Source organism: Bacillus paralicheniformis, from assembly GCF_002993925.1.
GTDB classification, from domain to species: domain Bacteria; phylum Bacillota; class Bacilli; order Bacillales; family Bacillaceae; genus Bacillus; species Bacillus paralicheniformis.
In genome coordinates this window covers 350,099-369,941 of record NZ_CP023665.1, presented here as the reverse complement: position 1 = coordinate 369,941, position 19,843 = coordinate 350,099, and the positions used below count along the sequence as shown (strand labels likewise).

Below are 19,843 nucleotides of genomic sequence, written 5' to 3'. Positions count from 1 at the left end.
AGTGAATGTTATGGCAGATACACTACAATTGGAACAGGTCTCATTTGAAATCATTCTTCACGCCGGAAATGCGCGTTCTTCTGCAATGGAAGCATTGCAGCTTGTGAAACAACACGAATGGGAAACCGGATATCAAAAAATACAAGAAGCAGAATCGGAGCTGAGCCAAGCTCATCAGGCACAAACCCGCCTTCTGCAAAAAGAAGCACAAGGCGAAGGCCTTTCACCCAATCTATTATTAATCCATGCGCAGGACCATTTAATGACAGCCATGACTGTAAAAGATTTGGCGAAAGAATTGATTCATTTATATCAAGAGCTTCAGAAAGGAAGAGAAAAATGAAGATCGCACTTGTATGTTCAGCTGGAATGTCTACGAGTATACTGGTCAAAAAAATGAGGGAAGAAGCGAAAAACCGTTCATTGAAGGCCGAAATTAATGCATATGCGGAGGCAGATTTGCCAAGTCATCTGGATGAAATTGATGTGATACTGATTGGTCCGCAGGTCCGGTATTTAAAAGGGCAAATGACAGAGCGTGCCGAGCCTTATCATACGCCCGTGGCCGTCATTGATCAAATGGCTTATGGAATGATGGACGGTGCAAAAGTGCTGAATCAGGCAATCAGCCTTGCAACCTGATGCCTCCTGCAAAGAACCGCGTTTTCTTTGAAAACGGGTTCTTTTTTTTGAAGTTTAAAAGAATGATTTTTTGAAAGCGTTTGTTTTTGTATAATAATTGGTAAAGGATGTGATCATACATGATTTCCTCACAAGTGAAATCCCAGTTGATTGAAATTGTCGGCTCTGTCAATTATGACGATTCGAACGCCGGACGGCTCGTCTATTCTTATGATGCGACACCCCAGTTTCAATCGATGCCTGACGCGGTCATAGCCCCGCGCAGCACAGAAGAAGTATCGCAAATCGTGAAAATCTGCAACACGCACCGCATTCCGATTGTGCCGAGAGGTTCAGGTACAAATCTTTGCGCCGGCACATGCCCGACTGAAGGAGGAATTGTCCTCCTGTTTAAGCATATGAATCGAATTTTAGAAATCGATGAAGAAAACTTAACGATAACCGTTCAGCCCGGCGTGATCACGCTTGATTTAATTCACGCCGCTGAAGAAAAGGGATTATATTATCCGCCCGATCCGAGCTCGATGAAAATCTCGACAATCGGCGGCAACATCAATGAAAACTCGGGCGGCCTCCGCGGGCTGAAATACGGAGTGACACGCGATTATGTCATGGCGCTTGAAGTCGTTCTCGCAAACGGGGATATCATCCGCACTGGCGGCAAACTCGCCAAAGACGTTGCCGGCTATGATTTGACGCGTCTTTTCGTCGGTTCTGAAGGAACGCTCGGCATCATTACTGAAGCAACATTGAAACTCATCCCGGCACCCGAAACAAAAAAAACCGTCCTCGCCCTCTATCAAGATATCGACTCTGCAGCCCAAACGGTTTCAAATATCATCGCACACAAAATCATTCCGACGACGCTCGAATTTCTCGATCAGCCCACGATTCAGGTGATCGAAGACTTCGCGAAAATCGGCCTTCCCGTCCATGCCAAAGCGGTTCTCCTGATCGAACAGGACGGCACCGAGGAAGCAGTCCGCCGTGACATTGCCCTGATTGAAGAGATTTGCACAAAAGGAAATGCTGTGTCCGTTCAAACCGCGCAAACAGAAGCTGAAGCGGAAAATCTTCGGGAGGCCCGCCGCACCGCACTTTCCGCTTTAGCCCGTTTAAAGCCGACGACCATTCTGGAGGATGCCACGGTACCGCGCTCTGAAATTGCCGAAATGGTAAAAGCAATTAATACGATCGCCGAAAAGCACAAAATATCGATTTGTACATTCGGGCACGCAGGCGACGGCAACCTTCATCCGACCTGTACGACAGATGTCAGAAACAGTGAAGAAATGAAACGGGTCGAACAGGCTTTTGAAGACATCTTTAAAAAAGCGGTTGAGCTGGGAGGAACAATCACCGGAGAACATGGGGTCGGCGAAATGAAAGCTCCTTATCTGGAACTGAAGCTGGGCAAAGCGGGAATCGCCGCCATGAAGGCGGTAAAACAGGCGCTGGATCCTAACAGCATCATGAATCCCGGGAAGATATTTGCGAAAGACTCCCGCAAGCGGGTGGTGGTGACAAAATGACGACAGCTAACGAAAGAAAGGTCATTGAACAGCAGTTTAAAAAAAGAATGGACGAGGAAGAGCTGCTGAATTGCATGCGCTGCGGCTTTTGTCTGCCGTCATGCCCCACCTATATCGAATCCGGTTTTCAGGAAAGCCATTCACCGCGCGGACGCATCGCGCTCATGAAAGCGGTCGTCGATGGGGCGATTGAGCCTGATGAGGATGTCGAACGGTCACTGGAGCTTTGCCTCGGCTGCCGGGCGTGTGAACCTGTATGTCCTTCAGGCGTAAACTACGGGCGCTTGCTTGAAGAAGCGAGGGATATTATTCAGCAGAACAAAAAACACACCCTTCCGGTTAAAGTGCTTCGCCGCGCGGTATTCAAAGGGCTTTTCCCCCACCAAAACAGAATCAGGGCGCTGACTGGAATACTCGGCGTGTATCAGCGTTCCGGCATGCAAAATGTGATTCGCAAATCGGGCTTACTTCGTCTTTTGCCGGACCATCTCGCGAAAATGGAGGCTGTTTTGCCGAAAGTTCCCGATATGAAACAGCTGAAAAAACGGCCGCACCTGCTCCCTGCGATCGGAGAGAGAAAAAAACGGGCCGCCTTTTTCTCGGGCTGCCTCATGGATACGTTGTTTTTAGATACGAATATGGCAACCATCGAGCTGCTGCGGCTGGCCGGCTGCGAGATCATCATTCCCGAACAGCAGACCTGCTGTGGTGCCCTCCACGGACACAGCGGCGAAAAGTCTGAGGCCGTCCTGCTCGCAAAACGAAATATTCAGGCATTCGAGGATTCAAACGCGGACTTTATCGTGACAAATGCAGGGGGATGCGGAGCATTTTTAAAGGAATATGATCATCTCCTGAAAGATGACTCTGAATGGCGGAAACGGGCAGCGGTTTTTACAGGGAAACTGAAAGACTTTTCTTCCGTCCTGTTGGAGCTGAACTTTGATCAGCGATCCCTTGAACTGCCGCAGCAAATCGTCACCTACCAAGATTCGTGCCATTTGCGAAATGTCATGAACACCTCCGCTGAGCCGAGATACCTTATTCGCAGCATCAACGGCATTGAATTCAAGGAAATGAAAAATGCCGAAAGCTGCTGTGGATCAGCCGGTATTTATAACATTGTCGAATCCGAAATGTCGATGAAAATTCTCGATACAAAAATGGAAGCAGCAGCAGCGACCCGGGCCGCTACGATCGTTACAGCTAATCCCGGATGTCTGCTGCAAATGAAGCTCGGCATTGAACGAGCTGGGCTTACAAACCAAGTGAGAGCTGTTCATCTGGCGGATTTACTGCTGGAAGCCGTCCAGGAGTGACTAGGCGGCTCACACTTGGTATATTTCTCGGGAAATAAATCGAAATATGTCTTCTGCTGCTATTTCCGGACAGCAGGAAATTCTCCATTCGGCTGGATGAAGCGCAAACCTGTTACCTGTCCGGAATCGCCGGCTTCGAACCGGACGCTGAAACCCGGCAGGTTTTTGATTTGAAATGTCAACTCACGGTAAGGCTCAAGTTCGTAATCAGGCTGACCGGGCAATGAAACCCAGAGCGTCCGGTTGTTTCTGAAAGACACAACGACATCTGTTCCGGCTTCCAATGCATATTCGCCCGTTAAAGAAGCAAGAAATTCAGGATCGTACAACCGCTGATCCGGCTTCCTGACAAATTCGATTTCTCCAGCGCCTTCCGCCATTTCAAACGGTACGGAAAGGCGGCTGATATGTCCGTGTATATCAGCGCTGAAAGATGAGAGCATCGCCATCTCCGTGAGCGGCATTTTCATCTCGAATATATTGTAATGATAATGCTTCAAAGGCATCACAAACGAATTGAAGAGCGCCTGTAACATACCGTCTTTACACTCTATTTTGATTTCACCGTAGCCGGGGTGCTCGTATACACCTGTGTAGTCCTTCAGGTCATGAGAAGGCTTCGTTCCTTCAATTTTGGTAAGATCCGCGGTTCGATCCACCCCTAAAGCCGCTTTCATTATTTTTTCCGCTTCGCCTTTCAGCCGGCCGTTCCAATCGATCTCTTCCAATCCAAGCAAGCGGTCAAAAATATTGTACGCCAGAACATTTGGGAGAAAGCTGCCGTTCATATTTGTCAAAATGGCAATCCCGATTTTTTCATAAGGCATGAAAGCAACAAGCGATGAAAAACCGTCAATATTTCCGCCATGATGAATCATATGACGGCCACGGTACGGTTCAACAAACCAGCCGAGCCCATAGCTGCAGACAGGGAGTTCCTTCGCTTTAAGAATGGAGTCGCAGGAAATGCAAGGCGTATGCAGCTCATGAAGGCTTCCCTCTGATAGAACACCGCTGAATTTGTCGCTGCCAAGCTGAAGCAGCACCCAATTTGCCATATCCAAGGCATTGGAATTGATCGATCCAGCCGGCCCGATCACATCGATATTGCGAAAAGGAATTTTTTCAACTGTTCCGTTTTTCTCTTGATATGGAAAGGCAAAATCGGAAAGCTTTTGCATATCTTCGACCGAGAAGCTGCTGGATGTCATATGCAAGGGTTTGAAAATCCGCTCATGAACAAACTCCTCCCATGTCGTTCCCGCTATTCTTCCTGCAAGATAACCGGCCGTCATGTACATCAGGTTCTGATACTGCCATTTTGATCGAAAATCCAGATTCGGCTCAAGGTAGCGGAGCCGTCTGAAAAGCTCTTCCCTTGAAAAGGAGGAATTGTACCACATCATTTCGTGTCTTGGGAGGCCCGAACGATGGCACGCCAGATCACGGGGAGTCATCCGTTCGGTTGCCACCGGATCATACATCTTAAACTCCGGGAGGTATTCCCTTACCGGCTTGTCCCATTCCATTTTCCCTTCATCAGCCAAAACCGCCATCGCCGCCGTTGTAAATGCCTTGGAAGCGGAACCGATCGCAAATACCGTTTCCGGGTTCACTTTTAATTTCCGTTCTTTATCCCTGAATCCAAACCCTTCCGCCATGATGATCTCGTCTTCCTTAATGACTGCAACAGCGGCTCCGGGAACGTTCCACTCCTTCATTTTTTCCAGGGCAAATGCCCGAAAGCCTTTTAATTCCTTTATAGGCTGTCTCATTTTACTCTCCTCTCTTGATTTAAGCGTCTTATGCCTGTTCCAGGTGTCCGTATTCCATACGTTTGTTCGCCCGAATGGTTTCATTTAGAGAAAATTTGTATATTTATTCACGAATTCCAAAAGATAGGTATAAGGCTGAAAATGTCTAAAAAACAAGGAGGTTTTGTTCAATGTTTGGATTTATTTGGTCATTGATCATCGGCGGAATTTTAGGCTGGCTGGCCGGCCTCATTATCAGACGTGATGTACCCGGAGGAATCATTGGAAATATTATCGCAGGATTTATCGGTTCATGGCTCGGCTCCATGATTTTGGGACGCTGGGGTCCGATGATCGGTGGATTTAATATCATTCCGGCTCTGATCGGTGCGATCATTTTGATTTTCATCGTCAGTCTTGTCATGAGAAGTATGGGCGGACGAAACCGCAATGCTCAATAATGGATGATTTACGACGGTTTCATTAGAAACCGTCGTTTTTTATTTCATTCTGCTGCCGTCTTTTATATAATTAATTAGAAACACGAAATATTTTCAAGGGGAGGCTGTACATTGGAAAAAGTGGCAGAAAAAAGACCGAAGCGCTCTGAGGTGCCGCAGGAACTGACTTGGAATCTTACTGATTTATTTTCTTCTTATGAAGCTTGGGAAGACGCACTTGTGAAAATTGAGGAAGATCTCGTATCCATCGGCTCATTTAAAGGAAGGCTTCACGAAGGAGCTGACGTGTTGCTCGATTGTTTAATGCTGCAGGAGAAACTGCTAGAGCGCCTAGTCCGGGCCGCCGCCTATACTCACCTCAGAAAGTCCGAAGATTTGACAAACCCCGTCAACCAAGCCGACGCTTCAAGGATGGCCGCACTTCAAGCAAAACTAAACGCCGGGCTTTCATTTATCCAATCGGAAATTCTCGAATTCCCCGAAAATCAAGTGGAGACGTACATAAAAAATGAGAAAGGACTGGAGCCTTTCAGCAAAATGCTGTCCGAGATAATGGAGCGCAAGCCGTATAAGCTTGCTCCCGAAACAGAGGAAGCGTTAGCCGTTTTAGGCGAAGTGCATGATGCACCGTACAAAATTTTCGGGATGGCGAAGCTTGCAGATATGCAATTTTCACCGATTCAGGACCGGAACGGCAATGAGTTGGCCAATTCGTTCGCGTTATATGAAGGAAAATACATGTTCTCTCCTGATACGCATATTCGCAGAACCGCCTTTGACTCCTTTACAAATACCCTGCAAACATACAAAAATACCATCGCCGCCGTCTATGAAACAGAAGTCAAAAAACAGGTCGGCATGTCAAGGCTTCGCGGATATCAATCCGCCACCGATATGCTTCTTCAGCCGCAAAGCGTCACGCTCGAAATGTACCACAACCAGCTTGATGTGATTAAAAACGAACTTGCACCTCATATGCGCAAGTATGCCGCCTTGAAAAAACGCGTATTAGACCTCGACGACATGCGCTTCTGCGATTTGCAGGCTCCGCTTGATCACGACTTCAGTCCAAAGACGACTTACGAACAGGCCGGCCGGATGATCTTGGACGCTTTACAAGTGATGGGACCCGAGTACGCGGAAGTCATGGAAACCGCATTGACTGAGCGGTGGGTTGATCTCGCTGACAACATCGGCAAATCCACGGGTGCGTTTTGTTCAAGTCCGTACGGAGTGCATCCCTTCATTTTGATGACATGGACGGATACGATGCGGGACGCCTTTACCCTTGCCCATGAACTCGGTCATGCCGGTCATTTCTACTTGGCAAACCGCAAGCAGCGCATCATGAATGTCAGACCGTCTCTATATTTCATCGAAGCGCCTTCTACAATGAACGAAATGCTTCTCGCCCAGCATTTGTTTTCCAAAACAAATGACCCGAAAATGAAGCGCTGGGTCATCAACCAATTGATGGGCACGTATTACCACAATTTTGTCACCCATCTGCTTGAAGGGGAATACCAGCGGAGAGTCTACGAACTCGCCGAACAAGGGTGCGCACTTACCGCTTCCGTACTGTCTGAACAAACCACCGCCGTGCTGTCCGAATTCTGGGGCAACGGAGTGAAGCTTGATGAAGGGGCAGGTTTAACATGGATGCGTCAGCCGCACTACTACATGGGGTTATACCCTTACACCTATTCAGCCGGGCTGACAGCATCGACGATCGTCTCGCAGCAAATTAAAGAAGAAGGCCGCCCTGCCGTCGAGAGATGGCTGAACGTTTTAAAAACAGGCGGTACAATGAAACCGCTGGACCTGTTGAAACACGCGGGTGTTGACATGTCGACGGATCAACCGATACGCCAGGCAGTTGCGTATGTCGGAACATTGGTTGACGAGCTCGAAAAACTGTATGATCCAAAAGAAGGCCGGCCTGATTAACAGCCGGTCTTCTTTTATGCGGTTACAGACTGCCGAACATCGGATTGCCTTTCATTCCGATCCATAAGTCTGATTGCTCTAATAAATGTGCGGTGCGAAGCAGCCAATGTTCCTTTCCTTTCGGTGCCGTCACTTGAACGCCGAGCGGTAAACCTTCATTTGTGAGGTGGACCGGGACGCTCATCGCAGGCTGTCCGGTTAAGTTGGCAAGCTGTGTGAATGGTGTATATGTCAAGCTTTTCAAAAACATTTGATAAATCAACGACTGCTGCTCATTTTTTTCCAGCTCACTCACTTTCAGGAGCGCTTCGGCTTCTTTTTCGGTATGAGTAAGCTCGCCGACCTTTGGAGCGGGGTAAGCCGTTGCAGGGGTCACATACAGATCATAGGTCTCATGAAACGCCGCCATTTGTGCAGCTGCTTGATCCCAGGAAGCAAGGCTTGCCGTAAATTCGGCTGCCGACACTTTTTTGCCTGCTTCATTAAGCACCCATGTGACAATTTCAACATCCTGAACAGTGATCGCTCTTCCAAGCGTTTTTTCCATTCCCAGAATCATCGCGGAAATTTCGCCGCTGTTCATTAAGTAGTAGTTCTCCATTAACCGGAGTCCATCAACGCCGTTCGCCTGCTCTTCGACGCGGTGTCCCTGCGCTTCCAGCCATTTAACGGTACGGTGGACGGCTTGTTTGGCTTCATCACTGACAGGCGTTCCGACGGGTGATTCTACAGAAAATGCGATATTCAACGGGCGCTCCAGCCCTTTTTTCATATCCTCTTCATAATGGCCCGGAAATAAAGGCGTTTGAAAAGCGGCTTCAGGCTGAACGGTTTGCAGGATATCAAGGAGCGCAGCGCTGTCCCTGACCGTACGGGACAGCGCAAAATCGATCGATGCTCCCTGCCATTGCCGCCCGACGCCCGGTCCTACAGGCGTTCTGCCCCGGGTCGGCTTCAAACCGAATAGCCCGGTAAATGAAGCGGGGATCCTAATGGAGCCTCCCCCGTCACTAGCCCCTGCAAGGGGAACGATTCCGGCCGCCACCGCTGCAGCGGAACCGCCGCTTGAACCGCCGGGTGAATAATCGGTGTTCCAGGGATTTCGCGACGGTCCGTATAATTCAGGCTCAGAAATATTTTTCAATCCGTATTCGGGCGTATTCGTTTGGCCGAGAAATAAAAAGCCGGCGCCGCGCAATTTAGCAACGAAATTCGAATCGCGCTTTGGTTGATAAGATGAAAGCAGCTTGGCGCCGGCTGTAAGAGGCTCCCCTTTCAACGCTTGGGAAATGTCCTTTAAAAGGATCGGCACCCCGGCAAACGGCTGCTGTCTGATATCGAGCTGTCTGCATTCATGTTTGACTTGTTCTTTTCTCGTCCGAACGACCGCATTCAGTTCTGGATTGACTTCTTCAAGGCGGGAAAAAGCAGCATCGATTAATTCGTTCACCGTTACTTCCCCATGTTTGATAAGCTTAGATAAAGCAACTGCGTCATGCTTCATATAGTCAGATATATTCATATCAGTACCTCACTTTACTGTTCGCTTGTGTTTACTATTGTGCATGAGCCTTTTGAGGATTTCAATGTTTTCAGTTTAGATCAAAAAGGAGATGAGTGAAATGAATATTCGAAGGTTACACCCAGAACATGAGCCGCCGCTTGATTTACTGTTGACGGCAGACCCTTCCGAAAAACTGGTTATCGATTATCTCAAACGGGGACAATGCTATACAGCAGAAATCGACCGCCGGATTGTAGGTGTCTATGTGCTGCTGCCGACGAGACCAGAAACAGCAGAGCTCGTCAATATCGCCGTCAAAGAAGATCTGCAGGGAAAAGGAATCGGCAGACAATTGGTTATGCATGCGATTGAAACGGCAAAATCACAAGGATTTAAGACAATTGAAATCGGAACCGGGAATTCAAGCATCGGCCAGCTTGCGCTCTATCAAAAATGCGGATTTAGAATCACCGGCATCGACCGCGACTTTTTCTTGAGGCATTACGAGAAACCGATATACGAAAACGGCATGCGCTGCATCGATATGGTTCGCTTAGCGCTCGATCTTTAAAAAATCCGCCGGGCTCCCCGGCGGATTCTCGTCAATATTCATCAAAATAGGACTGGATCTTTTTCGGATCATCTGTTTTGGTCAGCGCCAGCATCAGCAAAATCCGGGCTTTCTGCGGGTTCAAAGAGTTGGAAGCCAATATGTTTTCCTTTTCAAGATCAGGATTGGGCGTGACAACCCCGCTGCCGGTGCGTGTAGAACGCACGACTGCCGCCCCTTTTTTCACCGCTGCGACTGCCCCTTTTTTCGCCTCGTCAGAGACTGAACCGTTTCCGCTTCCCGCATAGATAATGCCTTTCGCTCCCGCCTTGATTGCAGCGTCAAACAGATAGCGCCCGTCGTTTTGATACCCGTATATGATGTCGACTTGAGGAAGCAGATTGATCTTGGAAATATTAAAATCGGTATCTTTCGTATGCTTTTTTGTGATGTCATTATGAAAATAGATGCCGTCGGCAATATTGCCGAGGTACCCCATTTCTTCCGACTTGAAAGTGTCAGGAGCTGTCGTATGGGTTTTCGTCACATATCTTGCCGCAGCAATCCGGTCATTCAGCACCACCATGGTTCCTTTCCCGTAAGCTTCCTTGCTCGCAGCGACCTTTACAGCATTGTACAAGTTGGCAGGCCCGTCGGCTCCAATCGCTGTGGAAGGCCGCATAGATCCGACCACAACGACGGGTTTATCGCTTTTGAGGACGAGATTTAAAAAATAAGCCGTTTCTTCCAAGGTGTCCGTTCCGTGAGTGACGACAATTCCATCGACATCATCTGAAGCTAAAAGCTTCGCTGCGCGTTTGCTCAATTTCAGGAGCGTTTTATTGGTCATATTCTGGCTTCCGATGTTTGCCACTTGTTCTCCGCTGATATTCGCGATATCCTTCATTTCCGGAACGGCTTCAATGAGCGTATCAATCCCGACTGCACCCGCTTTATAATTGGTCGTCGACGTTTTGGACTGATTCGCCCCGGCAATTGTCCCCCCTGTAGCCAAAATTCTTATGTTGGGCAGACGGTCATTTCCTTGGGCAGTCTTAACAGAAGCAGTTTCCGTCTTCGCCCGGGCCTTTGTTTCATTTCGAGATTCGTTTGAACCGGAGCACCCGGCATTGATCAAAAGCAATAAGCCTAACACAATAAATAACATTCGTTTTTTCGTCATGTTTTGATCTCTCCCTGCTGCGAAGTCCGCTAATTATATATGTATTTTCTCTTTCCTCCTCTCTTTCATACCAGTTTAAAATGCATTTATACGCTGTCTATTTATATGTTAGATTTTCTTCTGCGTTTTTTTGCATTAAAAAAAGGGAAACCTCGTTTCCCTCTTCAGACCTTCTATTGTTTTAAAAAGCTGAATTCTTCCTTTATTTTTCTCAGCAGCTCTTCATTGGTGAGCACATCATAGGCCGTGAATGCCATAGATTTTGCGCCGAGCATTAAGCCTTCGAACCCTTGGCTGCTCATGGCTGCCTCCCGAAACTCGGGTGTGTGGCACGCGTACGGTTCATCGCAAATTTGTACATAAGGATGAATGGAAGGTGCGATCTGGCTGACATTCCCCATATCAACTGAACCTCCTCCGTCCGCTTTTTCATGAATCGAATCGGGATCGACGCCCAACTCGATCATGTTTTGTGTAAAGGCGTCTGACAGCGTTTCATTTGTTTTCAAATCATCGTAAGACAGCTCGTAAAAAGAGCTCTTAAGTCGGGCTCCAGTCGCAAGTGCGGCTGCTTTTGCACAATTTTTTACTTTATCGAGCAGTTCATTGACATAAGCACGTTCTGTTCCTCTGACATAAAACTGGGCAACCGCATAATCCGGCACAACATTTGCCGCTTTCCCTCCCTCCGGAATAATCCCGTGAATCCGGGCATCAGGGAGAATATGCTGTCTGAGCGCATTAATGCCGTTGAATGTCTGAATGACGGCATCGAGCGCATTGATTCCTTCGTGAGGCGCTCCCGCCGCATGCGAGGCCTTTCCGAAGAATTCGAATTGAATCGCATCCATCGCCAGCGATGTTCCGCTTTTTTCATGCCTGCAATACGGATGAACCATCATAGCGGCGTCCAAGTGATCAAAAACCCCTTGTTCGGCCATGGTTACTTTTCCGCCTTTCGTTTCTTCCGCAGGCGTTCCGTAAACATACACTTTCCCTCCGCATGATGCGATGACTTTGCTGACGCCGATCGCGGCGCCGACCGCCATCGTGCCGATCAAATTGTGCCCGCAGGCATGGCCAAGGTCAGGTAATGCATCATATTCAGCCATAAACCCGATGGCAGGGCCGGGACGGCCGCTGTCAAATTCGGCCGTAAACGCCGTCGCAAGGCCGCATGTTCCTAACTCCACCTGAAAACCGTGTTTTTTCAGCTCCTCGGACAGAATCTTTGAAGCTTTGAATTCTTCATGTCCCAGTTCAGGGTGATTGCCTATATACTGGCTGATATGCAGCAGCTCTTCACGAATATGTTCGATCTCTTTCTCAATTTGTTTTTTCATAACGGTTCTCCCTTCTCCATTACCGGAAGTTCTTTTCCAGGGTTGACAAAGTAAAGCTCATATCCTCAAAATGATTAAATATATAATTCTATGAATATTAATACATTATAAAGGAGACGAACGGAATGAGCAATGGCACCCCCCAGAAAATAAAACTGCACTTCCCTCATACTTATGCTTTGATTTTTTTCATTATCATTTTAGCTGCACTGGCTTCATACTTCATTCCATCAGGAGAATTTGAGCGGGTTGAAGAAGACGGCCGAACGGTTATCGTACAAGGGAGCTACACACAAACTGACGCCGGTCCGGTCGGTTTTTTCGAGATGTTTAAAGCCATACCGGAAGGCATGATTCAATCGGCGGGTATTATTTTTTACATCTTTTTAATAGGCGGAGCTTTCGGCATCATCCATCAGACCGGGATGATTCGTGCAGGTGTTCATGTGCTCGTGCAGCGCTTGAAGAGACGCGGTTTCCTCCTGATTCCCGTCACCATGTTCGTCTTTTCCATCGGAGGCGCAACGATCGGTTTATCTGAAGAGACGATTATTTTTATTCCGATCGGCATCGCTGTTGCAAGAGCGCTTGGCTATGATTCAATGACCGGGCTGGCGATGATTTCCCTTGGCGCGGCTGCAGGGTTCACCGGCGGCATGTTGAACCCGTTCACAGTCGGAATCGCACAGACAATTGCGGAAGTCCCAGTGTTTAGCGCCCTCGGTTATAGATTGGCCGTTTATGCCGCCATGCTCGGTTTCTCCATTTTTTATGTCATGCGGTACGCTGAAAAAGTCAAAGCGCACCCAAATACCGGTTTGATGTATGGAAGCGAAACAGAGATGAATGAAGAGACAGCCGCAGGACACGCTGATCTTTCCTTCACCGGAAGACACGGCCTCGTCCTGCTGATTACAGCATTGGGCTTCGGCATCAATATGTTCGGTGTATTTCAATGGGGGTGGTTTTTAAGCGAGTTGTCGGCCGGCTTTCTCATCATCGGCTTTGCCGCCGGCCTTGCGGGAGGACTCGGCATCAACAACACCTTCCATTCATTTGTTGACGGTATGAAACAGGTTGTATACGGAGCGCTGATTGTTGGCTTCGCCCGTGCCATTGTCATCGTATTGGAAAACGGACAGATTATCGATACGATCATCAATAGCCTTGCTTCAGCCATCAGCTCACTTCCGAACGAAATCAGCGCCATTGGCATGTTCGCCGTGCAAATCGTGATCAACACATTTATTCCATCCGGAAGCGGACAGGCAGCCACAACGATGCCGCTTATGGCGCCGCTGGCCGATTTATTGGGATTCGAACGCCAGATTGCCGTATTCGCGTATCAATACGGAGACGGAATCACCAACTCCATCATCCCGACCTCCGGTGTACTGATGGCTTCGCTGTCAATCGCAGGCGTCACTTACGAACGCTGGGTCAAGTTTGTCTGGAAGCTGGTCGCAGGCTGGATTTTCATCGGCGCCGCCGCAATTGTTATCGCCATGATCATCGGTATTAAGTAAACATCCGGTCCACAATATGCAGCCGGAGCCCCCGGCTGCATTCCTCATACATGTCTCCGTCTCCCTGACCATAGAGAAGCCTAAACCATCAAAACCGGCGTTTCTGAGACGATTGATCTACTAAATTTTAAGCTCAGGTTAAGAAAACCCGAAAACAGGACTTTTTATCTACCATAGTCCAATTTCAAAATTCATCAACAAAGTGGCGGATTCTAAACAAAACACTTATATTTTTCACCTGTTCTGCCTTGTCATGGCTAAGGTGGAAAATGGATCAATCTCAATTAAATGCACCGTTTTGTAAGTCATTAGTTTTAGTCTATTCATACTACCCAAAGTTTGAAAACATGCCTAATCTTGCAAAACATTGACCAAAATTAGTATTTAACACCTATTTATTATTGATTCTTCAAACCTTAAAATGAGTGATGTTGTTTCTGTTTTTTTAAAGAAACTAAGGAAAAAGGAAGAATTATAATCAAATTTTCACTGTTAGATAAATGAAATGACCGGGACTTGAGTAAGATTTGTCCCGATGAAGGGCCTTTTTACCCTAACCACCCCATTCTTTTCATTTACATAACATTGAAAAAATAATAATAAAAAAGGAGACAGACCATGCGAAGTAAAAAGTTTTTTCTAATGATGCTTTTGATGATTGTAGCAGTCGTGTCAACAGCCTGCGGAGGCAGCAAAAGTGCGAGCGGAGAGAAAGAAGATACGAAAAAAGCAGATAATGCAGAAGTTAAAATACTAAGCTCCGAATATACGCTTCCGGATGATTCATCAACAAACCTGCACGAAAATGAACTTATACTAAAGATCAATGTTTCCGTTAAAAATACAGGAAAAGAACCATTGATGGTTGATAAAAGCCAATTCAGCCTTTACGAAGGCGACTCAAAAATGTCGGACGTCAGCGTATATGATGAAAGAAACAAGAGACTTCGTTCTTCCACGCTGAATTCTGACAAGGAAGTCGACGGAAATATCTATTACATCGTTGAAAAGGGCAAAAAGTTTCAGCTTGAATACACACCTGACATGTACGGTGAAAACAAAGCCGATCCTGTCAAATTCGAGATCGACGGCGGCAGCGACGATTTGCTGAAAACAGCCAAAAAACTTGAAGATCCGGCCAAAGCTTTGCTGGCTTACACAGATGTAACGATTTTCGGCAAAGATAATGATAACTTTGATAAACTGGTCGACGAAAATAAACGTGAAGTCGTTACCGATTACCTTGAAGGCGCTCAAAAATCAATCGTTCGCTCTTTAGGATATTATGATGAAGAAGATGTCGATAAAAAGAAATTGAATAAACTGATCAGCGCCATCCAAAACGCTTATCAAGAAAAATCTCAAGTCAAAGCAGTTACAAAATCAATTTCAGGCGATGAAGCAACTGTTGAAGCAACCGTTACACCAATCGATAATACGGATGTCCAAAAGAAAGTGAAGAAAAGACTGGAAGACTATGTGAAAGACAGCGGCAAAAACTTCATGTCCAGAGATGAATTGATCAATCCTGCGATTGACATCATGAGTGAAGAAATCAAAAAAGCACAGGCGACTTCAAGTGAGAAAACAGTTGAAGTTAAGCTTGAAAAATCAAAAAATGACAAATGGAAAATGGATGCTGATAATTACAAGACCGAACAATACTTCTCAAGCTTCCTTAAAAGCAACAACTAAAAAAAGCACCCTAGTGGTGCTTTTTTTCAATTACAATAAAACAAGTGCTGTCCGGCAGCGGCACGCGTCGGCCGAGCCGGTCTGTCAGCTCGATTTTAGGGTTAAGGTGTTCTTCATACCCTTCCTGTACATAGTGTTCGAACACAAGAATGTTCGCGCGTTCCCCCAACTCTTTCTCAATACAGCGCCGGAATTCAGTCGGCGTAAAATAGCCGAACTGCTCCTTCACTTCATGCGGATAGGCTTCTTCTCCCCAAGTATATGTATAGAGGAATTCCATCGCGTCATTCACAAACAGTACGGCCGCATCCTTCTCAGCCTCAAGAATTTGCACCTTTCTCCCTTTAAAATCATGGACATACCGTTTCAAGAAATCCATTCCATCCGGGTCTTTAAAGCGAATCCGCCGCGTTTCCTCTTTGTTTTCGGTCATGATTCCGTCCCTGATGATGATTCTGCCTCCCCGCTTCAGAATATCAAAGGAACTTTTTAACGCTTGGGCAATGACGAGATGATTAAATCGTTTTCCTTCATACGGAATGTATGAAAACAATTCGTGCAATATCGATGAAAATACAATCGTGTCGACGCTTTCCTGTTCGAAGTACTCAGGAAGATCCAACGCATCAGCCTGTTTCACATGCCACGGCTTATGTTCGCGCACTTTTCTTTTTTGGAGCTCCTCAATGACATTAACGGAAAGATCGATGCCGATGACCTCTGCTTCAGGATGCTGGTCCGTCAGCAAATCAAGCATCACGCCGCCTCCGGCTCCGATGTCGAGCATTCTTTCTCCAACTGCATAATCGGCAATCTTCTTTTTATAATCTTCCGCACCGTTCATGTCAGACAGATAAGCCGCTTCATTTTGCAGCCGGTCAAACGAATCCTTGCGAAACTCAAAAAAATCATATAGCAGCACGATCGCCCGTTCATATAAAGGCGATTTCTCCGCTTCCTGGCAAAATTCAATCAGCTTCAGTCCGGCCTGCGAAAACGAAAACGTGACGCCGACAATCTCGGAAGCCTGATCAAACGGCTGAACAGCAAGCGAAACGTGTTCATTTACAGGCACCCCGCCGAAAAGCAAATCGCTGATCGACATCTCTTTTAAGCACGCTTCGATAATCCGTTTTTTATAAACATTCGTATGACGCACACCCTGGTAATCACGGTACATGTCCTTCATCAGCGGCTCAAAGCTGATATGCTTGACTGATAAAGGATTGACAGAACGAAGCACTAGCAAAAAGATTTTGACAAACTCTTCAAAACTGAACGATGACAAGGCGGATTCCACATACCATAAATCGACCCGCTGAAAGAAGCGTCTCAGCGCATCTTCCGCGGCATGTTCCCTCAAAAACCGCTCGTACCGGCTGCTGTCTTCGCCGGAATCGAGCGCCTGTCCCCGCAGTTTTCTGATCCTTTCCGCAAACGGCCAATCTTTGTTTCTTTCTCCTGTGCAGATTTGGCCGATTATCCGGTTCACGTCTTGTTCAATCGATTCCCAAAGCGCCGGCGAAACCCCTTCAATGATACATTTGTTCAAAACGTACAGAACCCGCCTGATGTCGATGTGCTGAAGTTCGGATGCTTCAATCCAATCGATAAGAGGAGTGAATTGGCGATACCTTGATTCCCCGCGGATATACTGCCCGACGAGTCCATGCGTCAAAATCAAAATATAGATGAGTTCCTCAATATCCTGCCGCTCCGGCATATACGCCTGTCTTCGATCAGCATAAATCTGCGCCGACCCGATATTATGGATCGCAAGCTGAAAGCCTTTCTCACGCCATTCCTTTCTTTTATGAGGCTGGCCGCACTTAGCCGTTTCACTCCATATAAGAACCTCTTCAATGATTTCTTTTTCCCGCTCAGGAATGTTCGCTTTCTCCAAGATGGAGAGCGTCTGTTCCACATAAAGAAACACGGGATTCTGAGGCATGTTCTCCAGCGAAGATATCCGCTCCAGATTGACATTTTGTTCTTCAGTTAAAACAAGATACTTGAGCCATTCGGCATCACGCAAAACATGATAATCCCCGCTTTTCACTTTTTCAATGGCTTCTAACGATTGTAAACGCCTCATACGTTCTTCCCTCTTTTTTCTATTTCGATATGACTAATCATAAGGTAAATGGTTTCATATAGAAATAGGACAATAGACTTATAACCGCTATAATGTTTGGCCGCAGTCCGCCGTTAAGATTTGACCAGTAACCGTTTCTTGTTCGAGCAGCGCGCAAATGAGCAAGGCGATATCTTCCGGCTTTGCGATCCGTTCAAGCGGTAGCTTTTGGCTGAGCCGCTTCATTTTCTCTTCATTCCCCTCCCACCATCTCGTCGATACAGCGCCAGGTGCCACACAGCTGACCCTGATATCCGGAGCGAGCGCATGCGCCAATGATTTCGTCAGTCCGTGGACCGCCGCTTTTGATACGGCATAGGGGAGCGAAGAACCTGAGCCCGTCAGTCCTGCGATGCTGCCGACATTTACGATGGCGCCTTGCTTATTTTGCTTCATTAAAGATGCCGCCGCTCTCGCGCAATAAAACATCCCTTTGACATTTACCGCATACAGTTCATCCCAGACTTCTTCAGAAGCTCCATCCAAGTCATCAAGCTCGATATGCCTGGTGATGCTTGCATTGTTGACGAGCAGATCGACGGTGCCGAACTCACGGGCCGCCCGATCAAACATGCCTTGAACTTCATTGACCTTAGAAACATCGGCTTTAATCGCGAGCGCGCGGCCGCCTTGATTTTCAATCATCCCAACCGTCTCTTGCGCCTCCGCTTCGGAACGCGAATAGTTGACAATAACCGCTGCGCCGCGGTTTGCCAAAGCAAGCGATACCGCTCTGCCGATCCCAGTGCCGCCTCCTGTGACAAGGGCTGTTTTATTTTTCATTTCCATTTTTCATCACTCCCTTTTCAACTGATGCAAGCTGTGCTGTTCCATTCCCAAACGACCAGTTCTCTTTCACGTTTTCGGCCGCAATGATCATGACGTCCTCTTGGCGGATGCCGGCGTTTTTTTGTAAACATTCTGCAATGCGTTGATACAGCGCCAGCTTTTTTTCGACCGGTCTCTCTTTCATTGTGATGTGAATATAGATCAAATCCTTCGTCCGTTCGATATTCATATAGCCGGGATCGAAAAAGAATTCTTCCTCATCGTGCTGGGTGATGACCTGAAAATAATCATCTTCCGGAACATCGATCGTCTCCGTCATCGCCTTGTGAACCGTTCTGCTAATCCGTCGAAGCTCTTCGTTTGATCTTCCTTTTAAAAGATCCATCCTGACAAATGGCATATATTTATTCCTCCTTTGTATTGTTTAATAGTGTATAACGGTTATATCATTTTGTATAATTGAATCATTTGAAGGATTCATTCAATTTTATTGAACTTGAGGTGATGGGATGGATTTCAAAACGTTAAAGACGTTTCATAAAATCGTGGCTTGCGGAAGCTTTAACCGCGCGGCTGAAGAACTGAATTATGCGCAGTCCACAGTCACAATGCAAATCAAAAAACTCGAAGAAGACCTCGGCATCCGATTGCTCGAGCGGGGGAAAACATTCCGACTGACTGAAGCCGGCAGGCTTTTTTTTGAAGAAAGCAGCCATATTGTCAAGAATATGGATCACCTTCAACATCATATGGCCGACTTATTGCTTGGCGAAGCGGGAAATATCCGTCTAGGAGCGGTCGAACCAATCGCGAGCTGTGATTTGCCGCGGATGTTGGGGAGATTTTTAGCGGATTATCCGAAGATCCGGGTTTCCGTAGATATCGCCAACTCATCGACATTGGGGGAAAGGCTGGTTCAAGGCAGCCTGGACCTTGCCGTCTGTTCGACTCCGGCAATGGGAACTGATCTTTATTTTGAACCGCTATATGCTGAAGAGCTCGTAGTGCTGCTTCCTGAAGGACACCCCGCCGGAAACAATGAACACATCCATCTGAAAGATCTTAGGGAGCACCGTCTACTGATCACAGCCAACAATTGCACCTACCGGAAGAAAGTCGAAATCGCGTTTCAAGAGCTGCCGGGAAGCCAAATGAACACGATGGAGATTGGAAGCATGACCGCTTTGAAAAATTATGTTGCCGCTGGACTCGGCGTTGCCCTGATTCCGAAAAGCATCGTCTCCCCTCCTCCTCCCGGAACGATTGTCCGGTTTATCGGCGATGACCCGATCAGCGTAACCTTCGGCATCCTTTGCAAAACCGCGTCTTTCCCGCTGAAACAAGCGGACGCAAAGCTTTACCAATATTTGAAACAGGAACTGGGAGAACCGAAAAAACCTTCCGGCTGATGTCGGAAGGTTTGGGATGATGACATAATGGGACATTGAATGATGATGATCTGGT

17 protein-coding genes are annotated in these 19,843 nt (G+C 47.2%); 10 read left to right on the top strand and 7 right to left on the bottom strand.

Annotation, left to right across the window (positions count from 1 at the left end; all coding sequences use genetic code 11):
• Positions 1-10: 10 nt before the first annotated feature.
• From CP943_RS02060 to CP943_RS02045, 4 genes are all read left to right on the top strand, one after another.
• A complete protein-coding gene (locus CP943_RS02060; RefSeq protein ID WP_020450044.1) occupies positions 11-343 on the top strand; it encodes a PTS lactose/cellobiose transporter subunit IIA in 333 nt (110 codons plus the stop codon).
• Complete coding sequence (locus CP943_RS02055) at positions 340-642, top strand: PTS sugar transporter subunit IIB (protein ID WP_023857786.1); 303 nt, start codon at positions 340-342, stop codon at positions 640-642. The genes CP943_RS02060 and CP943_RS02055 overlap by 4 nt, the downstream gene beginning before the upstream one ends.
• 119 nt (positions 643-761) lie before the next feature.
• Positions 762-2,174, top strand: coding sequence for a glycolate oxidase subunit GlcD (glcD, locus tag CP943_RS02050; protein WP_026580482.1), 1,413 nt, complete (start codon positions 762-764; stop codon positions 2,172-2,174).
• Entirely contained in the window at positions 2,171-3,493 is a 1,323-nt protein-coding gene (locus CP943_RS02045; protein ID WP_025810806.1) for a (Fe-S)-binding protein, read from the top strand. Before glcD ends, CP943_RS02045 begins: the two co-directional genes overlap by 4 nt.
• Positions 3,494-3,552: 59 nt before the next feature.
• Here the strand turns inward: CP943_RS02045 and CP943_RS02040 are convergent, their stop codons facing one another.
• Positions 3,553-5,268 carry a serine hydrolase gene (locus tag CP943_RS02040; protein ID WP_020450040.1) on the bottom strand — a complete coding sequence of 572 codons (1,716 nt, stop codon included), beginning with the start codon at positions 5,266-5,268 and terminating at the stop codon, positions 3,553-3,555.
• 170 nt (positions 5,269-5,438) lie between these two features.
• On the opposite strand from CP943_RS02040, the gene CP943_RS02035 reads away from it, so the two are divergent.
• Both CP943_RS02035 and pepF read left to right on the top strand, forming a co-directional pair.
• Complete coding sequence (locus CP943_RS02035; protein ID WP_017474015.1) at positions 5,439-5,708, top strand: GlsB/YeaQ/YmgE family stress response membrane protein; 270 nt, start codon at positions 5,439-5,441, stop codon at positions 5,706-5,708.
• A gap of 111 nt (positions 5,709-5,819) precedes the next feature.
• On the top strand, positions 5,820-7,655 hold the full coding sequence (gene pepF, locus CP943_RS02030; RefSeq protein ID WP_105980686.1) for an oligoendopeptidase F: 1,836 nt from the start codon (positions 5,820-5,822) through the stop codon (positions 7,653-7,655).
• Positions 7,656-7,677: 22 nt separating this feature from the next.
• On the opposite strand, the gene CP943_RS02025 is transcribed toward pepF, so the two are convergent.
• Positions 7,678-9,177, bottom strand: coding sequence for an amidase (locus CP943_RS02025; protein ID WP_079289373.1), 1,500 nt, complete (start codon positions 9,175-9,177; stop codon positions 7,678-7,680).
• Positions 9,178-9,277: 100 nt separating this feature from the next.
• Between CP943_RS02025 and CP943_RS02020 the strand changes: the two genes are divergently transcribed.
• Positions 9,278-9,730, top strand: a complete 453-nt coding sequence (locus CP943_RS02020; protein WP_020450037.1) for a GNAT family N-acetyltransferase — start codon at positions 9,278-9,280, stop codon at positions 9,728-9,730.
• Positions 9,731-9,761: 31 nt separating this feature from the next.
• Here CP943_RS02020 and CP943_RS02015 read toward each other — a convergent pair whose 3' ends face one another.
• Together CP943_RS02015 and CP943_RS02010 are read right to left on the bottom strand one after the other, a co-directional pair.
• On the bottom strand, positions 9,762-10,892 hold the full coding sequence (locus CP943_RS02015) for a type II asparaginase (RefSeq protein WP_105980685.1): 1,131 nt from the start codon (positions 10,890-10,892) through the stop codon (positions 9,762-9,764).
• Positions 10,893-11,065: 173 nt separating this feature from the next.
• A complete protein-coding gene (locus CP943_RS02010) occupies positions 11,066-12,235 on the bottom strand; it encodes a M20 family metallopeptidase (protein WP_039073158.1) in 1,170 nt (389 codons plus the stop codon).
• A gap of 125 nt (positions 12,236-12,360) precedes the next feature.
• Here CP943_RS02010 and CP943_RS02005 point away from each other — a divergent pair, with 125 nt between their 5' ends.
• Both CP943_RS02005 and CP943_RS02000 read left to right on the top strand, forming a co-directional pair.
• On the top strand, positions 12,361-13,761 hold the full coding sequence (locus CP943_RS02005; RefSeq protein WP_105980684.1) for a YfcC family protein: 1,401 nt from the start codon (positions 12,361-12,363) through the stop codon (positions 13,759-13,761).
• Between the two features lie 618 nt (positions 13,762-14,379).
• Positions 14,380-15,456 carry a DUF4352 domain-containing protein gene (locus tag CP943_RS02000; RefSeq protein ID WP_020450033.1) on the top strand — a complete coding sequence of 359 codons (1,077 nt, stop codon included), beginning with the start codon at positions 14,380-14,382 and terminating at the stop codon, positions 15,454-15,456.
• Between the two features lie 10 nt (positions 15,457-15,466).
• On the opposite strand, the gene CP943_RS01995 is transcribed toward CP943_RS02000, so the two are convergent.
• From CP943_RS01995 to CP943_RS01985, 3 genes are all read right to left on the bottom strand, one after another.
• A complete protein-coding gene (locus CP943_RS01995; RefSeq protein WP_105980683.1) occupies positions 15,467-17,551 on the bottom strand; it encodes a class I SAM-dependent methyltransferase in 2,085 nt (694 codons plus the stop codon).
• 87 nt (positions 17,552-17,638) lie between these two features.
• Positions 17,639-18,379 (bottom strand): SDR family NAD(P)-dependent oxidoreductase, encoded by a 741-nt coding sequence (locus CP943_RS01990; protein WP_026580477.1) that lies wholly within the window; start codon positions 18,377-18,379, stop codon positions 17,639-17,641.
• On the bottom strand, positions 18,363-18,779 hold the full coding sequence (locus CP943_RS01985) for a tautomerase family protein (protein WP_020450030.1): 417 nt from the start codon (positions 18,777-18,779) through the stop codon (positions 18,363-18,365). The genes CP943_RS01990 and CP943_RS01985 overlap by 17 nt, the downstream gene beginning before the upstream one ends.
• A 109-nt stretch (positions 18,780-18,888) precedes the next feature.
• On the opposite strand from CP943_RS01985, the gene CP943_RS01980 reads away from it, so the two are divergent.
• Complete coding sequence (locus CP943_RS01980; RefSeq protein WP_020450029.1) at positions 18,889-19,788, top strand: LysR family transcriptional regulator; 900 nt, start codon at positions 18,889-18,891, stop codon at positions 19,786-19,788.
• The last annotated feature ends 55 nt before the right edge of the window (positions 19,789-19,843 follow it).